An 18348-nucleotide genomic window follows, 5' to 3' on the forward strand; every position below is an offset into this window, starting at 1 on the left:
TTCCTTACTTCAAGCCATTCATCAGGAATCCACTCAGGGATTGGCTCAAATCGTTGTTCCCATAGATAGTCGGCGAACCAGAACTCTGCGGGCCACCACCAAGCCGGCTCAAAATGTTCTGCGTGTTGTAGTAGTTCGGGATCGAGTTCAGCGCGCCGGACAGGGCATTTCCGCCAGCTACGGAGCTCGCTGCACGAGCGTTGCCAGCACCGATCAGGTTATTGCCGACGGTAGCGGCGTTTTGCTGGCCGGCAGCAGACACAGCGCCAACTGCCTGCTGGCCGGCGCCAGAAAGCCCGGCCAGGCGGTTGTACTGGTTGCCCTGGTTGGTGTTGTAGCGGTTGTAGGCATCGTTGGCATAGGTGCTCTGCGTGTCCGCGCCAAACCGCGCCAGCGCTTTGGCCTGCGCGCCAGAGTTCAGCGTACCGTTGGCGGCGGCCAGGCGGTTCAACTGCTGCGTGCCGGTGCGCAATGCCGTCCCATAGGTGGCCTGATAGATCGGATCGCTGCTCAGGTCGTTGGCGTCGAAGGACTTGAGCAGCGAGCCGAAGCCGGCCGTGTTGGCACCGGTCTGATTTGGCGTCAAGCCCCAGCCAGCCGCAACCTGGTTGATCGCTGCATTGCGGTCGCCACCGTTCAAGCCCATCAGGCGGGTTACTTCGCTGTTGGCCTCGGCGCTGTTGAACGGATTGGCGTTGTCTTGCGTCTGGATGCCCAGATAGTGCGCCAGGATGTCATTGGCGGCAGTCCCCGTGCGCAGGTAGGGGGAATAGTCGGAACGGGTCTGCTGATATTGCCGGTCGGATAGCGCATTGGCGGAATTCACGCCCTCGAGTTGCGCGCCCGCGGCATTGTTCGATGCGTCATTCGAGAGAAGGCCGCCGACGATACTCGCGCCGGCAGTCAACAGGCCGCCCGTGATGTCTTCCCGCTTTCCTGCGGCTGGGCCGCCGAAAGGGTCTCCGATTGGGTGTTCTGCAAATTCAGCGCGGTAACGGTTCATGGTATTTCCTTGCAAATCAATTTAATCAGTCCGCCGGAATTGCTGCTCTCTTCAAACCCCAGGCGCTTGCAGAAATTCAGGCCTGCTTCGTTGCCTTCAGGGACTACGGTTTCAGCAAACCCATATTTCGCGATCAAGGGGGCAATCTGCCCTCTGATGAACCCTTTGGATGCCCAGCGCCGGCGCCCAGCGTCAGAAACCTCGATGTGTATCTCTGGCCCGCACTTCATGACTGCGCCGACAACCTTCCCGCCAACCTCAATCGGGCAAATTTCGAACCGCTGCATGCCAGCAATAAACTGCGCTTTCGCAATCGGGAAGCGCTTGCTCACTTCCTGGAACACGAAGTCCAAGAGGCCAGCGCGGTCCATGTCAGTTCGTGGTCTGCTCGGTGGCCAGGACGATGGCGGGGCTGCCACCGGTGGTGCGCACAGCGCCATACGCGCCGGCGGGGAGCTTGAATTCGAAAGTCTGGTTGCCATCGGTGTTCACCGCGAGGCCGGCCACCAGCGTGCCGGTCAGGGTGCTGCGGTAGCGCGCCCAGGTGGTGCCGCCAGTGCTGCCAATGCCGGAAGTGGTGCCAATCACCATGTCTGCCGTGTTGGCGGTGCCGCCGGACAGCGAGAGCGATGCAGTGGAGCCCACGGTGACGCTGATGATGCAGCCCTTGGAGGTGTCGGCGCACTGGAATGCGGTATCCATGGCCACGGTTTTGGCAGCCGGCAGGCTGTAGGCAGGCGCCGAAACGATGCTGTTGCCGCTGAATTGCAGGCCAGTCCCCAGCGTCATCATCTGTGGCAGATTGGTGGTGCCGTTGTAGACGAAAATGCCGTTGGTGCCGGCCGGCGGGTTCACCAGGTCGCGGCTGACGTAGAAAGCGTCACCGGGCTCACGCTGGGTCAGGCGGATCTGGTTGGGGTATCCCAGATGAATGGCTTGTGGAACATCCAGGCGGACTGTGGCGCCCATGGAATCCTTTGCAGGACCATGGCGATGCGCTGCGGCTGGCGGTGCGGCGCCGCTTCCATGTGTGTATTTTCTCGGCCAGCCAAGCTGAAGGCATCAGCACGCCGGGCTTTGTAGAGGTCTGGCGGGAAGATGACGCCGACCCGCTGCACGTTGAGTACGTGCAGGCCGACGACTACGAGGCCGCCACGCGCCGCGCCATCGTCCGAGCAGCAGCCGAAATCGGGAGGAACATGCCATGAGCAAGCGCCCCCGACGAGACGAGAGCAGAAATGCGCGTGAGAGGAAAAGAAATCCGGGAGATGATGATGACAAATAACTACCTGGGTGCGCATGAGCTGGCCACATTGGTCGGCTGCCTGCCTGGCAGCAAAGCATGCATGCGCCGCTGGCTGGACAGAAATGGCTGGCCATACGAATGCAATCGAGTAGGTTTTCCGCTTGTTTCCCGCGCCTACCACGATGCGCGCCTTGCTGGCGCTTCTGTGGATGTGACGCAGGCCGAGCAACGCGTCGAGCCGAACTTCGCGGCGCTGCTGGCATGATCGGCCGCCGCAAGACTCCGGACGGCCTGCCGTTCCGCCTCTATGTGACCAAAGGGAAGTTCAAGGTCCGCTACTTCTACAAGCTGCCCGGCGGCAAGCTGGCGTTCAGCCTCACCGCGCGCGCCAACAATGCCGCCGAGGTGGCCGCCGTGCGCAAGGATGCCATTGGCCGGGCCGAAATCTTGAATGGGCATGCGGCCGCGCCCGGCACTGTAGGCGCGCTCATCACCGCCTATTTCCGCTGGCAGGACAAGATGCCGCGCGACAGCGAGGACCGGAAGGCAGAAGGAACGCTGATCGAGAACAAGCGCGAGAAGAAGAACCTGGAAAAGGTTTTCGGCCTGATGGCGCCGCAGGACATTCGCCCCAAGGATGTCTATGGCTACCTGGCCGCGCGTGCCGCGCAGCGGGCTCCGGCCAAGGCCAACAAGGAAATCGCACTGCTGTCGGCGATCCTGGAATACGGACGCCGCCTGGGCCAGCTGGAAGTGAACCCATGCCGCGACATCCGCTACAACAAGACGCGGCCCAGCACCAAGTTCGTGGAGTGGGCCCATGTGGAGTTTGTCATGGCCGAAGCCAGACGCCGGGGCGGCAGTTATCTGGTCTGCGCGCTGTGCGTCATGGCCGCCTACCTGACCGTCAGCCGGCCTACCGAGATGCGCATGCTGACGCGGCAGAGCGAGTCGCCGGAAGGGCTGCGCATCGCCGTTGGCAAACGCAAGGCAGGACAGGCCCAGAAACACAAGCTGATCGAGTGGTCTCCCGAGCTGCGTGCCGTGATTGATGAGGCAAAGACGCTGCAGCGCACCGCAAGCATCTACCTATTCGGGAATGCCGAAGGCCAGCCATACACCCGCAGCGGCTGGAATACGATCTGGACACGCCTGATGGTCTACTGCGAGGAACTGGCTAAGGAGGAAGGAAAGAAGTTCGAGCGGTTCACCCTGGCCAACATGCGGCCGACTTCGATCACAGACCGCCTGGACTCCAACGATGAGACCACGCGCACCGGTGAGGCCAGCGGCCACGCCGACGGCAGAATGGTGGCGAAGGTCTGCCCTTCCACGAACAGGCGCACCACTTCCAGTTCGCTCTGGGTCAGCTCGCGCACCAGTCCGAAACCTTCACCCTGGGCCCAGCTCATCTCCAGCTCGCCACGCAGCGAGACCGGGAAATACAGCTGCTTGCTGCTTTGGGTCGCCAGGCAGGCGTTGATCAGTTCGTCGGTCTTTTCACGCTTGTTGATCACGGCGAACACGCCCATGCGATACAAGCGCCGGATCACGGCGCCATTGTTCATGGCGGTGTAGACGATCACCTTGGTCGACGGATGCTCGGTCTTGAGCCGCTTGACCAGCGCAAAGCCATCCGATTCATCGCTGTCATCGGCCGGCATGGCGAAGTCGGTGATGACGATCTCGCAGGGCGAGCGCTTCAAGGCACTGATCAACGCATCGCCATTCTCGACCTCCAGGTCGATGCGGATTTCCGGCAGGCGCGCCAGCTCACCCCGAAGCGCTCCCAGCACGATAGGGTGATCATCGGCTATGGCAACGTGCAGGACTTTCTTCAAATTCATGCTACCCCCAAATGGTTCAATTGACTGACAGGTGGCGATTGCGCGATGGCATTGCCCGCACTCATCCTCCCCTGGTTTGCCTCGACTTGCGGCCCTCGATTTGACTGCATCGATGTCGTCTCCCTGCCTCGGGCAATGCCGCAACGGCATCGCAAAAACTTCCACCCCTAGGAGATAGAGAAAATCTGGAGAAAATAGAAAGAAAACTGCGTTTTTCCTGCAAAAAATCGAATTAATTCGAGGTGTCAATAGAAGAAATTCGATCCACGGCATTTAGTGACGATATCTAAAAATAATTTGCACCCCGACTCGATATCTTGTGAAGTTCCCGCGAATTTCGCAAGCGCGCACTCCGCTTGGTCCCCATCACATCCTCACCAATAATCCTCGGTCACGAACTGTCCACCGCCTGTGCGCCGCAGAGGTGTCATGCCGCGTTCGCGCAGCAGCTCGCGCACCTCGGTGACCATCTCGGGATTGCCGCAGGCCATGACGCGGCTGTGCTCCGGACTCAGGGTGAGGCCGCAGGCCTGTTCGAGGCGGCCATCCTTGAGCAGGGTCGTGATGCGTCCCCCGAGCCAGCCGGGTTCGGCCGGCAGGTCGGCCTGCCGCGTCACGCAGCGCAGCAGATGCAGGCGCGCCGGCCAGCCCTGCTCCCGGGCGTGTTGCTGAAGGTGGGAGAAGGTCTCGGCGTAGGCCAGCTCCTCGCGCTGGCGCACGCCATGTACCACCACCAGGTCCGTGAAGCGCTGCCACACCTCGGGCTGCTGCAGGATGGAAATGTAGGGTCCCAGCCCGGTCCCGGTGGCCAGCATCCAGACTTGCTCCCCATCGACGAAGCGATCGGCGGTCATGAAACCATAGCTCAGTTTTTCCACCCAGACGGCATCGCCCGGCTGGAGCTGGTTCAGGCGGGATGTGAATTTTCCTTCCGGGACGATGATGGCGTAGTACTCCAGGTAATCGTCCCCTTCGGCCGAGGTGATCGAATAGGCACGCGAGACCACCTCGCCATCGATCTCCAGCCCGAGGCGCGCGAACTGGCCGGCCGTGAAGCGATAGCCCGCCGGGCGCGTGGTGCGAAAGCTCAACAGCTTGTCGGTCCATCGGTGTACCCACAGCAGGCGCTCGCAGGTCGCCTTGCCGGAATACGCATCAATACTCACCATCGCGGTACTACTCACTGAATTCTCCTTCGGTTTGCTGCCAGATTGCCCATACGGCAAGTCGTGCCAGGGCATTACAATAGCGGAATGAACAAGGTGGAGCGCAAGCCGGCCCACCATGACGCAATGATGCATGCGGCCAGCGAGAACTACGCTCAACAGATGACATCCGGGACGACCTGGAAATGAAGCTCTCGCCACCTGCCCCGGCCAGGAACTATCCGCGCTGCGCGCGGGTCAGGCCAGGGTGGCGTGCGCCGCCAGCCCTCATCCTACCCGACTTGCCCTGCGGCGCGTCAGGCCGGCCGCCTCAACCGACAACCGATGATGCAGTGAATCAATGACTTGGACCCGCAGCCTGGCCATCGCCTTTTTCTTTTGTGCCGCCGACACCGCCCATGCCGCCTACAAGGTACAGATCGACGCACCCAAGCCGGTGCAGTCGCTGCTGAAGGATTTCCTGGATATCTCGCGCTACCAGGACCGCGACGACATCAGCGATGAACAACTCAAGTTCATGATGGATACCGCCGGCGACCAGGTGCGCGAACTGACCTCCACGGAAGGTTATTTCACACCGCTCACCAAGGTCAGTGAACAAACGGAGGGCGCGGCCGAAGGCAAGCAAGCCGTGCGCCGCATCACCATCAGCGTGGACCCCGGCCCGCGTACCGACATCAGCACGGCCGACATCAGCGTCACGGGTGTGGCCGCGCAGGACGACCAGGCCACGGTGGCGCGCATTCGCGAGGATTGGTCGCTGCCGGTGGGCCAGGCCTTCCGCCAGGAAGACTGGAACCGTGCAAAGAACGCCGGCCTGGAGAAACTGCAGCAAAAGAAATACGCCGCCGCCCGCATCGCCAGCTCCGAGGCGCGCGTCGATCCGGACGAACACCAGGCCGACCTGGCCGTGCGTTATGACAGCGGCCCGGCTTTCACATTGGGGGCATTGCAGATCACCGGCACGCGGCGCTATCCGGAAAGCATCATCCGCAACGTCAATCCGCTCGCCGTGGGTGAGCCCTATGATGTCAACCGCCTGCTGGCCCTGCAGCGGCAGATCCAGAATACGCCCTATTTTTCCAATGCCATCGTGGCCATCGATGACGATCCGGCGCACCCGGAGCAAACGCCGGTGAAGGTGCAGGTCACCGAATTCCCGGCCCAGCGCATCCGCGCCGGGGTGGGCTACAGTACCGATACCGGCGCCCAGGTCGAAGGCCGCTATTCGCACTACAACGTATTCAACAAGGCCTACGTCTTCGACAGCCAACTGCGACTGGAACAGAAGCGGCAATATGGCGTGCTGTCGCTGGCCATGCCGCCGGATGAAAAAGCCTTCGTCAACAGCATCAACAGCTCCTACGACCGCACCAAGCTCGAAGGCATCGACCTGCGCAGCCAGCAGGTCGGTTTCAAGCGTGCGCGCAACAGCGAGAACTACGACACCACCTACTCGCTCACCTACTACCGCGACGAACTGAGCCAGGAAGACGGCAGCACCCTGCCCGCCAACACCATCGTCACCCCCGGCAAGCACCGTGCGCTGGTGCCGGGCTTTGCGTGGTCGCGCCGCAATGTCGATGATCCGATCTTCCCGCGTAAAGGCAATCTGCTGACGCTGGAAGCCGGCTTCGCGCTCAAGGGCTTGCTGACTGACCAGAGCTTCTCGCGGCTGTATGGCCGCTTCAAGCAGTTCGTCCCGGTCGGCCGGCGCGACATCGTGGTGCTGCGCGCCGAACTGGGCGGGGTCTTCACCGCCGGCCGTGCGGGCGCGGTGCCGCCCTCGCTGCTGTTCCGTACCGGCGGCAATGACTCGGTGCGCGGCTACAGCTACCAGAGCATCGGCAATGAGCAGAACGGCACCGTCTATCCGACCAAGTACCTGGCCGTGGGCAGTTCCGAATACCAGCGCTGGTTCAGTGAGAACTGGGGTGCGGCGGTGTTTTACGACATGGGTGCGGCGGCCGACAACTGGAACAACAAGACCTTCTATCACGGCGTCGGTACCGGCGCGCGCTGGCGCAGTCCGGTCGGCACGCTCAACCTGGACCTGGCCTATGGCATCCAGAAGCGCCAGATCCGGCCGCACATCTCGCTGGGCATCGCCTTCTAGCGTGGCCCGGACCCGGCCGCCTCACCATGAACTGAATTCGAATCACCACCCAGCATGAGCGAACCGCAACACGATCCGCAGCAAGCCCCTTCCGCACCGCCGCCGCGCCGTCGCGCCAGCCATGGCCGCCGCATCGCCGCGTGGAGCGGTGGTACCGTGGCCGTGCTGGTGCTGGCAGCCGCTGGTGCCGCCCTGTATGCCACCCAGACCGAGAGCGGTGCACGCCTGGTCTGGAATACCGCCGTCAAGACCCTGGAGGGCAAGCTCTCTGGCCAGCTGCTCGGCGGTACCATCGCCGATGGCCTGCGCTTGCGCGACCTGCACTACCAGGATGAGAAGCGCATCCTCGACATCGACAGCGTGGAGGCACGCTGGCATCTGGCGCTGCTGCAACGCCGGTTCAGTCTCGATTACCTGCGCGTGGGCAAGGTGCGCCTGAACCAGCAACCCTCGCCGTCCGAACCGAGCAGCATGCCGGACTCACTGGAGATCCCGCTGGCGCTGGACATCGGCGAGATCAGCCTGGCCAGCCTCAGCCTGACCCAAGGCACGTCCACCACCGAACTCTCCAAGCTGAAATTGCACGGCAACTCCGACGGCGTGCAGCACACGCTGGTGCTCGACAGCCTCACCACGCCTTTTGGCGACGCCACTGCCCTGCTGCACCTGAACGGCAAGCAGCCCTTCGCCATCGGCGGCGGGCTGGAGTTGGCCGGCGCCTACCAATACGGCCAGGACAAGGAGCAATACCAGCTGGCTGCACAGCTGTCGGGCTCGCTGCAGGAACTGGGCATCGCCCTCACCGCCAGCGGCGACAAGCTCAAGGGCCATGCCGACGTCGTCGCCACGCCCTTTGCCAGCGTGCCGCTCAAGCGGGCCAAGGTGGACCTGCAACACATCAATCCGCAAGCCTTCAACGCCGCCGCACCGGCCGCCGACCTGAACCTGCGCGCCGACCTCGCGCCCCCGGCTGGCCTGGCCGCCGACGCACCGTTGCAAGTGGCCGGCCGTATCGAGATCGCCAATGCCCGCCCCGGCAGCCTGGACCAGCAACGCCTGCCGCTGCTCTCGGCCAGCGCCGACCTGACACTGGACTTGCAGCAGCAAACCCTGACGCGGCTGGACATCCGGCTGCCGCAGCAGGGGCGCATCGAAGGCAGCGGCCAGTTCCGGCCCGGCAGCAGCGAACCCGGCAAGCAGGAAGCGCTGTCCGGGCAATTCAAGCTGCAGGTCAGCGAGCTCGACCTGAACCAGCTGCACCACCAGGTACGCCCGACCCGGCTCTCGGGCCCGGTGGAGGTCACGCTCGCTCCCGACGCACAGCAACTCCTGCTGAGCCTGCAGGACAGCACCCTCAAGCTGCACCTCGACAGCGTGATCGCAAAGGACCGCGTGCAGCTGCGGGAGGCCTCGCTGACCGCCGGCAAGTCGCGCCTGGAAACCTCCGGCACGCTGCAGACCGTGGATGCCATGGAGTACGCCCTCAAGGGGCGGCTGGTGGACTTCGATCCGACCGCCGTGCTGCAAGCCGTGACACCGCCACCGGCAACGCCAGCCAAAGGCCGCAAGCGCGCTGCTGCAGCGGTCTCCAAGCCCATCCCGGCGCGCATCAACATGGATTTCAATGCGGCCGGTGCACTCTCGCCCGAACTGAAACTCAAGCTGGGTTTCCGCATCCACGACAGCACCTACGATGCCCTGCCCATGAGCGGCCAGGGCGACATCAACCTGGCCGGCATGCGTCTCTTGCCCAGCCGCGCCAATGTGCAGGTCGCCGGCAATACGCTGGACCTGGACGGCAGCTTCGGCGCCGCCCGCGACAAGCTCAAGCTCAAGGTCGACGCGCCGCAACTGGCGCGTCTGGGCTATGGACTGGCGGGCCTGTTGCGCGTGGATGGCATCCTCAGCGGCACGCGTGAGCGTCCCAACCTGCTGGCCAGCTTCCAGGCCGAGCAACTGGCCTTCGGCCCGCACAAGCTGCATCACCTGTCCGGCCAGAGCGAGTTGCACAGCAACCTGGCCGCTGGCGTGGCCTCGCCGGACAACCGCCTGGCCCTGACCCTGGAGGGCGATGGCTACAGCGGCCCGCAAGCCGAACTGGCACGCCTGGGACTCAAACTCGATGGCACCTATGCCAGCCACACGCTGGCCCTGCAAGCCAAGGGCAAGGTCGCCGACCAGGTCCTGGACCTGAACCTGGCCGCCCGTGGCAAGGTCACCGAAAAAACCCGCGGCAGCTATGGCTGGGCCGGCAGCCTTGACCAGCTCAGCAACCAGGGCTTGCCGCGCATTGCCATGGCCAGCCCGCTTGCGCTGGAGGCGTCGGCCGATGGCGTCGAGGCCGGCAGCACCCGCATCGAGATCGACCGCATGGCCCTCGACCTGAAACGGCTGTCCTATCGCCAGGGCCGCCTCGCTTCGGCCGGCCAGGTGCGCGCGCTGGACGTAGGCCGGGTGCTGGAACTGGTGCAGCAGTTCACCGGCACGCCGCCACCGGTCAAGACCGACCTGGTGCTCGACAGCGACTGGGACTTCAGCCTGGCCGAGACCGCCAGCGGCTTCCTGCAGATTGCGCGCAAGTCGGGCGATGTGCGGGTGACTACCAGCGTCGGTGAAGCGGCGCTGGGCCTGTCCGAACTGCAGCTGCGCAGCCAGTTCCAGGGCGAACGGATGAACGTGAGCGGCCGCGTCAACGCCGCCCGCATCGGGACGCTTGCGCTCGGCGGGGACATCGGACTGCGCCGGGTGGATGCGCTGCTGGCGCTGGCCGCCGAGTCACCGCTGAACCTCAAGGCCACTCTCGATGTGCCCGAACTCAAGCGCGTGGGCGACCTGATCGGCCCGCAAGTGAGCCTCAACGGCAAGCTGGCCGCCACGCTCACCGCCGCTGGCACGCTGGCGCAACCGCGTCTTTCCGGGGCCATCAATGGCGACAACCTGGCCGTGACCGAATTCGACCAGGGCATCCAGTTGAAGGAAGGCATTGTGCGCATCGTCATGGACAGCAACGTGATCGATCTGCGCCAGATCGAATTCCACGGCGGACGCGGCACCCTGCGCGCCGGTGGCAAGATCCAGCTGGGCAACGACAATCCCGACCTCAACGCCACCCTCACCGCCGACCACCTGGAACTGTTCGCCAGCCCCGACCGCCAGCTGATGCTCTCCGGGGAAGGCAAGATCAGCAACGTCAACGAGCAGTTGCGCGTGGATGGCAAGTTCACCGTGGATCGGGCCCTCTTCGACCTGCCCAAGAGCAGCGCGCCCAAGCTGGGCGATGACGTGGTCATCGTCAGCCGCAGCGGCAAGAACCGGGTGGGCGCGGCAGCCTCGTCGCAACAGAAACTGGAAGCGGCCACCGAAAAGCCGGCCAGCAAGTTCGCCCCGGTCATCAACCTGGCGCTCGACCTGGGCAATGACTTCCGCTTCCGTGGCAGTGGCGCTGACCTGCTTTTGCGCGGCGATATGAATGTTCGCAGCGAACCGCTCTCCCCGCTGCGCGCAACCGGCACCATCAACGTCGCCGAAGGCAGCTATGAAGCTTTTGGCACAAAGCTCAATATCGAGCGCGGCATCATCAACTTCCAGGGGCCGATTGCCAATCCCAACATCAACATCCTGGCCATGCGGCGCAACCAGGATGTCGAGGCCGGGGTATCGGTGACCGGGAACGCCAACCAGCCACGCGTGCAACTGGTGTCCGAACCCAATGTGCCGGATGACGAAAAGCTGTCCTGGATGATGTTCGGCCACGGCACCGACAGTTCCAGCATCGGCCAGCGCTCTGCCAGCAGCCAGGCCCTGGCGCTGGTGGGCAACATGGGCGGCAAGCGCATCGCCAAGGATTTCGGGCTGGACCAGTTCAGCATCGGCTCCAGCGAATCGGGGCTCACCGATGAACAGGTGGTCAACCTGGGCAAGGCCATCACCGAGAAGATCACGCTGGGCTATGAGCAAAGCCTGCAAGGTGCCGCCAGCGTGGCCAAGGCCACCTGGCAGATCTCGCGGCGCTGGTCGGTGGTGGCGCGGGCGGGGACCATCAATGGCCTCAACATCCTGTTCAGCCGCCGTTACGACTGAAACGAAAAGGACGCGCGATACCGGCAGGCAACGACCCCGGCACTAGTGATAGACCGGGCTCGGGCTTGCCCTTGCGAGGGGGGAATCTGTTAATCTCCACACAAGTTCAGGACATCCCTGATAGACGCGCCCAAGAGCTGACACAACAATGCAACAGGGCAACAAAGGCGCCGGGGGGCGAAGCCGTTTCCGGGGGAAAGCGACAACATGCCAGGACAAAGAATTCAGCGTGCATCCAGGACAGCCAAGCTGTTCGTGGTCGTGGTCTGTCTCATCATCGTGGTGCTGGAGGCCTGGTCGGCCTGGCGGGCCTATGAGGTCGCCGGCGACGAGGCCATCCGCAACGCCTCCAACATGGCCCTGGCCCTGACCCAGCATGCCGACCAGTCCTTCAAGGAGATCGACGTGGTGCTGCTGGGCATCCAGGAGCACATGGAATATGACGGCCCCGGCGTAGCCGGGCGCCAGCGTACCCACGACTTCATGGTGGCCTCTGTTGCGGCCGTGCCGCAGCTGGCCAGCCTGACGGTATTCGACGAAGAGGGCCTGGCCATCGGCTCCTCGCAGTCCACGCTGGAACATCGCTACATCCAGGATGACTACTTCCTGCATCACCAGCGCGTGCGCACCGACCAGGCCTACATCGGCAAGCCCATGCGCAGCCGCACCACCGGCCAGTGGATCGTGACCATGAGCCGGCGCGTCAACCATGCTGACGGCAGCTTCGCCGGGGTAGTCGTGGCCGACGTGGACCTGGCGCACTTCCAGCGCTATTACGAACAGTTCGCCATCGGCCGGGACGGTGCGATCCTCTTCGGGCTCACCGAAGGCAGCGTGATCTATCGCCAGCCGCTGCTGAGCGATTCCATCGGGCGGGACCTGTCCAAGTCGGTGCTGCTGACGCAATACGTGAGCAAAGCGGATCAGGGCAGCTTCGAGATGCGCTCCCCGCGCGACGACATCGTGCGCCTGACCAGCTTCCAGCGCTGCAGCCTCTATCCCCTCTTCGTGGCGGTAGCCCTGGCCAAGGACGACGTGCTGGAAGACTGGACGCGGCGCGTCTGGATCCGCGGCGTGGCGGTGCTGCTGCTGCTGGTCATCATCGGTTTTGGCGGCAACCGCCTGGTGGCACAAGTGGCCGGGCGTGAAAATGCCGAACTGGAAGCCATCACGGCCCGTACCGAACTGGAGCGGCTCTATCGCACCCTGGAGGCGCAGTCGCAGAAGGATGGCCTGACCGACGTCTTCAACCGCCGCTACTTCGACGCCGCCCTGACGGCCGAGCTGGCGCGCCTGAACCGTTCCGGGGAATCGCTCTCGCTGATCATGGTCGATGTGGACCACTTCAAGCGCTACAACGATACCTACGGACACGCCGCCGGCGACATCTGCCTCAGGCAGGTGGCAGCCGCCCTCAACAGCGTGGCGCGCCGCCAGGGCGACATCGTGGCGCGCTACGGCGGCGAGGAATTCGCGCTGATCCTGCCCAACTGCAACGCCGCCAGTGCCAATGCGATCTCCAACCGCCTGGTGCAGGCGGTGCGTGCGCTCGATATCCCGCACGAAGGCAGTTCGGTAGGCCACGTCACCATCAGCGTGGGCGCGGCCAGCCTGGCCAGCGGCAAGGGTGCCCAGGTCGATGCCCGCGAACTGATCGATACCGCCGATGCGGCCCTCTATCGCGCCAAGGAGCAAGGGCGCGACCGCGCCATCCAGCACGACTATCCGCGCTTGTCCGTGATCCCCGACTATCCTGGCCTGAGGTGAACGATGCGCTGCCTGATCCGCTACCAGCTGCGCGACGAAGAAACGCCAGCCCACCATGAATTCAGCACCGAGGCCTCCGATGCCGAACAGGTCATCCAGCACCTGACCGAATTCCTGCATCCCGAAGTGGTCTTCGAATTCCTGCCACTGGTGCCAGGCCAAGAGGGCAGCATCCCGCAACTGCGCGCCCGCATGGCGCATGCACGTGATTACCTGGAACAATATTGCGGGCTCAAGAGCCTGTCCTACATGCTGCTGCCGGAAGGGGCCAGTTCGGCCCAGGGGAAATGGACCAGCGTACTGCTGGGCGGCCAGATCTCGTCGGCCGGCTTCAGCGAGGAAGACAGCCCGTCAAGCGGCCCCTGAACGCTCGGCGCCTTCAGGCGGCTTCGTCCGCCAGCCCCAGCGACAGGCGCCGATCCGCCACGCATCGCACGATATCCACGTCATGGGTGACCAGCAGCACCGCACTGCCCGCTTGCCGGGCTTGTTCCACCAGCAGCGCCATGACCTCCTGCTGCGTCAGCGGGTCCAGGCGCGAGGTCGGCTCATCGGCAAAGATGAGCGCCGGGCGCATGAGCAGCACGCGCGCCAGCGCGATACGCTGCAGCTCGCCGCCCGATACCTGGCGTGGCAAGCGCTCCAGCAGGGCGAGCGAGACGCGCATGCGCGCCAGCAAGTCCTCCAGCTGCTGCCAGTCCAGCCCGTGCAATCGCACCAGATCGCGTAGCGACTGACGCAGCGTGATGGCCGGCGCGAAGGCTGCCGCAGGATCCTGGTAGATCTTCTGGAAGGCGGTACGGGGCAGCCCGGCGCCGCGCCTCACCTGGCCCGCATCGGGCGGCAGCAGCCCCAGCACGATATTGCCGAACGTCGTCTTGCCGGCCCCGCTGGGCCCGCTGACAGCGACGATTTCTCCCGCATGCAGACGCGTGCTGATACCGCTGAAGAGCGCCTGCGGGCCGAAGGATTTGGCCACATTGCTGACCTCCACGACGACCGGCGACGGCGGGTGGGCTGCTGGTAGCGACCTGGGCTGCGCCCAGCACGCCGGATCAGCCTCCAGCAGCTTGCGCGTATAGGCATGGCGGGGCTGGGCCAGCAGCGCATCGGCCTGGCCGCGCTCGACCATGCGGCCCTCCAGCATCACGGCCAGTTCACCGCCCAAGGCACGCGCCAGCCACACGTCATGCGTGATGCACAGCAGGCTCATGCCCTGCTGCTGCGCCGTCTGCAGCAAGGCCAGGACCTCGCCGCGCCGGTCCGCGTCCAGCCCCTTGGTCGGCTCATCGATGATCAACAAGGGGGCGCCGGCCGCATGCGTGGCCAGGAAGGCCACGCGCTGGGCCATGCCGCCGGAGATCATGAAGGGATACTTGTCGGCCGCATCCGACAGTCCCAGGCGGGCCAGCGCCTGCCCGGCCAGGGTGTGCGCCTGCCGGCGTGCGGCGCGCAGGCTCTCGTCCTGCGTATCGGCGGCGGGATGGCTGACCAGTTCGTAAGTCTCGGCCACCTGGCGCGCCACCGTCATGGTCGGGTCCAGCGCCAGCCAGGGCTCCTGCGGCAAGAGCGCGATGCGCCGCCCCCAGCCATGCTGGCGCGAGGCGGCATCGGCCGCATCACTGCGCTGGCCATCGATCTCGATCTGGCCGCTGCAGCGCAGGCTACCCGGCAGGTTGCCCATGATGGCCTGGGCCAGCAGCGACTTGCCCGAACCGCTCTCGCCCAGCAGGGTCATCACCCCGCCACGCGCAATGGAAAAATCGATACCCTGCACCAGCGCCCTCTGGCCGTGCCAGACGGACAGGTCCTGCACCCGCAAGGCCAAGTTCGAAGAAAGTGTGTTCATGCCTGCCCCTTCTGCGGTGACAACAACAGCAAACCCAGCAAGGTGAGCGTCAGCACCCCCACCGGCGCACCCAGCAGCCAGGGGGCCTCGCGGTAATACGGCAGCAGTTCGATCATCATCACGCCCAGTTCCGGCGTGGGCGGCTGCAAGCCAACGCCGACGAAACCGAGGGCCGACATCGCCAGCACCGCTCCCGCCAGCCCGAAGCGCATCAGCGTGAACAGGCGCGGCAGCAGCGCCGGCAGCAGGTGGCGGCGCACGATATAGCCGGGGCCGAAGCCCAGCAAGCGCGAGGCTTCCACCTGCGGGCTGGCCAGCAGGATGCGGCTGGCGGCGCGCACCACGCGGAAATATTCGACCCACAAGGCCAGCGAAATGCCGACATACAGCGGCCAAAAGCCACCCGGCGCAAACGCCGCCAGCAACAGCACCAGCAGCAGGCCGGGCAAGGCCAGGACGGCGTCAGCGAAGGCCGCCAGCACGCGCTCGATCCAGCCACCGCACCAGGCCGCCAGCAACCCGATCAGCACCCCGGGAATGGCTGCCGAGAGCACGCTCACCACCGCCAGCGACAGGGACAGCCGGGTGCCATGGACCAGTCGCGCCAGCATGTCGCGGCCCAACTGGTCGTACCCCAGCGGATGGGCCAGGCTCGGGGCTTCCAGGAAGCGCGCCAGTTGCTGGCGCGCCGGATCGGCATTCATCAGCAAGGGGCCCAGCCAGGCGAACAGCACGATCCCCACCAGCAGCAGCACGCCTGCGATCTGCGCGGAGGTCCAGCGCCGCCCCTCGGGCTCAAGCAAATATTCAGAAGACAGGCTCATGGTCGGCGACGCGGATCGATGAAGGCGCAGGCGGCATCCACCAGCGCGTTGAAGAGAACGAACAGCAAACCCAGCACCAGCGCCGTACCCTGGATCATCGGCACGTCGCGTCCGAAGATGGCATGCACCAGCGCGTGTCCGATGCCCGGCCAGGCGAAGATGGTTTCCACCAGCACCACGCCTTCGACCAGCATGACCAGCTGCACGCCCAGGTAGGCCGTGACCGGTGCGGCCACGTTGCGCACGCCATGGCGCAGCAAGGCCTGCGCGGGCGTGAGGCCCTTGGTCAATGCGAAGGCGAAATACTCGGAGCCGCGCACCTGCACCATGGCATCGCGCGCTACCCGGCAGGACACCGCGGCCAGCCCCAGCGCCAGCGTCAGTGCGGGCAGCAGGATGCCGCCGTGGTCGGTGTGCCCGGCCGCTGGCAAGGCCCCCAGCTGCACCGAGAACAGCAGCACCAGCACCAATCCCAGCAGGAAGGATGGCAAGGCCCGCAACAGCACCGACACGGCCAGCGTGGTGCGATCCAGCCAGCCACCGGGGTGCAGCCCGGCCAGCACGCCCAGGGTCGGGCCGACCAGCAGCGACAGCACCATCGCAAGGAAAGACAGGCGCAGCGTCGGGCCCAGCTGATGCGTGATCTCTACCAGCACCGGCAGCGCCGTCACCTGCGACACGCCCAGGTCCAGATGCAGCAGGCGGCTCCACCATTGGCTCAAGGCCATGAACCAGGGTTGATCCAGTCCCAGTTCGGCGCGCACGGCCAGGGCCGCTTCCGTGGTCACCATGTCGTAGCCGTAGCGGCCGGCGGCGATGCGATAGGCCATGTCGCCAGGCAGCATGCGCGTCATGAAAAAGCAAAGCGTGCCGACCAGCAGCGCCACCAGCGCCGCTTGCAGCAGGCGCTGGCCAAGCGCGCTGGCCAGTTGCCGGCGCGTGGCCGGAGGTAAGCTCAGGAGGCGGGTCAGGTCCATTGCAGGGAAGCGATACGATAACTGCGTTCAAAGGGATCGATGCTGGCACCGCGCAGGCGGCGGCTGACGGCGCAGGTCTGGCGATACCAGACCACCGGGATTACCGGCAACTGCTCCTGCAGCACCGCCACGATGCGTGCGCGTTCGGCGCGGCCGCTGTCGGTGCTGCCCGGCGGCATGGCGGCCAACCTTGCCAGCAAGGCCGGTACTTCGTCGTTGCGCCAGCCCATGGCACCCCAGTCGCCGCCTTGCGGGCCGAAGTCCTGCAGGAGACTGGCCACCGGGTCAGGCAGGTTGCCGTAGTTGCGCGCAGCCAGCGCCATCTGCAACTGGCCGCTGCGATGGCCGGCGGGAATGTCGCTGGAATTGCCGATGCTCACGCGCACGGCGATGCCGATCTGGCGCATCTCTTCCTGGAGGGCCGTGGCGATGAGCGGCAGTTCGGGCCGATCGACGAAGGTGGTCAGCGCCAGTTCCAGCTTCTGCCCATCCTTCCAGCGCGTGCCATCGGCACCGAGGCGCCAGCCGGCTTCTTCGAGCAGGCGGCGCGCCTGCTTGAGGTCGGTATGCAGGGGCGGCAGGCGCGCGTCATGCCAGCGCGCCAGCGAAGGCGGCAGCAGTTGCGTGGCGCCCAGGTCGGCATCGCGCAACAAGGCACGGGCGATGCCCTCACGTTCGATGCACAGGGCGATGGCGCGGCGTACCCGCACATCGGCCAGGAAGGGATGGCCGGCGTTGAGCTTGAGCAGCGTCGTGCGCGGCAGCATGGCCGACAGCAGCACGGCCCGGGAACTCCCCTGCAAGGCGCGGATGCTGGGCGGATCCAGCGAGAAGGCAAGGTCGGCCTGTCCGCTCTGGACCAGCAGCGTGCGCGTTTCCGCGCGCGAGACGCTGATGTAACGGGCCCGCTGCACCGCCCTGCCCGGCGCGGCCTCCACGCGTTCGACATCGAACTGCTGCGGCAGGCTGATCGACCTGATGCGGAACGGCCCGGTGCCGAGGATGGCCACCACATTGCCCTGCGCATCGAAACTGGCCGGTGCCAGGATCTGCGTGGAGTAATGCGTGAGCAGGTAAGGCAGCGGCCCGAAAGGCTGGCGCAAGGACAGTACCAGTTCACTTTGCTGTACAGCCATGCCGGTGATTCCTGCCAGTTGCAGTACACCTGGGCGGACAGCGGCGCGCTGCAGGCAGGCCAGGATGCTGGCCGGCGTGACTTCGCTGCCGTCGTGGTAACGCCGTGCGCGTGCCAGCGTGAAGCGCCATTGCAAACCATCGGCGCTGACCTGCCAGCCCGTGGCCAGTCCCGGCTGCAACCGGCCGTCATCATCGACTTCCAGCAGGGTCTGCACGACTTCCATGCGGGCGAACATGTAGCCGGAGCGCGAAGGATCGAGCCCGGTCATTTCCCACGGGCCCACCACGGTCAGGACATCGCTGCCCGCCTGGGCGATGGCGTGGGAATGGGGTCCG

General features: G+C 65.1%; 15 protein-coding genes. 6 read left to right on the forward strand and 9 right to left on the reverse strand.

Going from position 1 to position 18348, the window contains the following annotated elements; all coding sequences use genetic code 11:
• Positions 1–4 precede the first annotated feature (4 nt).
• The 3 genes from CEJ45_RS19410 to CEJ45_RS19420 are packed head-to-tail and all read right to left on the reverse strand — an operon-like array spanning position 5 to position 1972.
• A complete protein-coding gene (locus CEJ45_RS19410; protein ID WP_088756681.1) occupies positions 5–1003 on the reverse strand; it encodes a hypothetical protein in 999 nt (332 codons plus the stop codon).
• Positions 1000–1374 (reverse strand): hypothetical protein, encoded by a 375-nt coding sequence (locus CEJ45_RS19415; RefSeq protein WP_088756682.1) that lies wholly within the window; start codon positions 1372–1374, stop codon positions 1000–1002. Before CEJ45_RS19415 ends, CEJ45_RS19410 begins: the two co-directional genes overlap by 4 nt.
• Position 1375: 1 nt before the next feature.
• Complete coding sequence (locus tag CEJ45_RS19420; protein WP_088756684.1) at positions 1376–1972, reverse strand: hypothetical protein; 597 nt, start codon at positions 1970–1972, stop codon at positions 1376–1378.
• 8 nt (positions 1973–1980) lie between these two features.
• Between CEJ45_RS19420 and CEJ45_RS19425 the strand changes: the two genes are divergently transcribed.
• On the forward strand, positions 1981–2211 hold the full coding sequence (locus CEJ45_RS19425) for a hypothetical protein (protein WP_088756685.1): 231 nt from the start codon (positions 1981–1983) through the stop codon (positions 2209–2211).
• Between the two features lie 66 nt (positions 2212–2277).
• The gene (locus CEJ45_RS19430) at positions 2278–2514 is read left to right on the forward strand and encodes a DUF4224 domain-containing protein (protein WP_158214933.1); all 237 of its coding nucleotides are present in this window, start codon (positions 2278–2280) and stop codon (positions 2512–2514) included.
• 895 nt (positions 2515–3409) lie between these two features.
• On the opposite strand, the gene CEJ45_RS19435 is transcribed toward CEJ45_RS19430, so the two are convergent.
• Entirely contained in the window at positions 3410–4369 is a 960-nt protein-coding gene (locus CEJ45_RS19435) for a response regulator (protein ID WP_338152876.1), read from the reverse strand.
• 101 nt (positions 4370–4470) lie between these two features.
• Positions 4471–5280 (reverse strand): ferredoxin--NADP reductase, encoded by an 810-nt coding sequence (locus CEJ45_RS19440; RefSeq protein ID WP_088756689.1) that lies wholly within the window; start codon positions 5278–5280, stop codon positions 4471–4473.
• Between the two features lie 322 nt (positions 5281–5602).
• Here CEJ45_RS19440 and CEJ45_RS19445 point away from each other — a divergent pair, with 322 nt between their 5' ends.
• The 4 genes from CEJ45_RS19445 (at position 5603) to CEJ45_RS19460 (ending at position 13591) form a co-directional block, all read left to right on the forward strand.
• Entirely contained in the window at positions 5603–7378 is a 1776-nt protein-coding gene (locus CEJ45_RS19445; RefSeq protein ID WP_088756691.1) for an autotransporter assembly complex protein TamA, read from the forward strand.
• Between the two features lie 54 nt (positions 7379–7432).
• Complete coding sequence (locus CEJ45_RS19450; RefSeq protein WP_088756693.1) at positions 7433–11458, forward strand: translocation/assembly module TamB domain-containing protein; 4026 nt, start codon at positions 7433–7435, stop codon at positions 11456–11458.
• Between the two features lie 207 nt (positions 11459–11665).
• Positions 11666–13225 (forward strand): sensor domain-containing diguanylate cyclase, encoded by a 1560-nt coding sequence (locus CEJ45_RS19455; RefSeq protein ID WP_088756695.1) that lies wholly within the window; start codon positions 11666–11668, stop codon positions 13223–13225.
• Between the two features lie 3 nt (positions 13226–13228).
• On the forward strand, positions 13229–13591 hold the full coding sequence (locus tag CEJ45_RS19460) for a hypothetical protein (RefSeq protein ID WP_088756698.1): 363 nt from the start codon (positions 13229–13231) through the stop codon (positions 13589–13591).
• Between the two features lie 13 nt (positions 13592–13604).
• On the opposite strand, the gene CEJ45_RS19465 is transcribed toward CEJ45_RS19460, so the two are convergent.
• Genes CEJ45_RS19465 through CEJ45_RS19480 form a run of 4 tightly spaced genes read right to left on the reverse strand, consistent with a single transcriptional unit; the run spans position 13605 to position 18281 of the window.
• Entirely contained in the window at positions 13605–15074 is a 1470-nt protein-coding gene (locus CEJ45_RS19465) for an ABC transporter ATP-binding protein (RefSeq protein WP_088756701.1), read from the reverse strand.
• Positions 15071–15898, reverse strand: coding sequence for an ABC transporter permease (locus CEJ45_RS19470; RefSeq protein WP_088756704.1), 828 nt, complete (start codon positions 15896–15898; stop codon positions 15071–15073). Before CEJ45_RS19470 ends, CEJ45_RS19465 begins: the two co-directional genes overlap by 4 nt.
• On the reverse strand, positions 15895–16875 hold the full coding sequence (locus CEJ45_RS19475; protein WP_088756705.1) for an ABC transporter permease: 981 nt from the start codon (positions 16873–16875) through the stop codon (positions 15895–15897). The genes CEJ45_RS19470 and CEJ45_RS19475 overlap by 4 nt, the downstream gene beginning before the upstream one ends.
• Positions 16866–18281, reverse strand: coding sequence for an ABC transporter substrate-binding protein (locus CEJ45_RS19480; protein ID WP_241517388.1), 1416 nt, complete (start codon positions 18279–18281; stop codon positions 16866–16868). Before CEJ45_RS19480 ends, CEJ45_RS19475 begins: the two co-directional genes overlap by 10 nt.
• Positions 18282–18348 lie beyond the last annotated feature (67 nt).

It is taken from the genome of Herbaspirillum aquaticum, assembly GCF_002213425.1.
Classification (GTDB): Bacteria; Pseudomonadota; Gammaproteobacteria; order Burkholderiales; family Burkholderiaceae_D; genus Herbaspirillum; species Herbaspirillum aquaticum.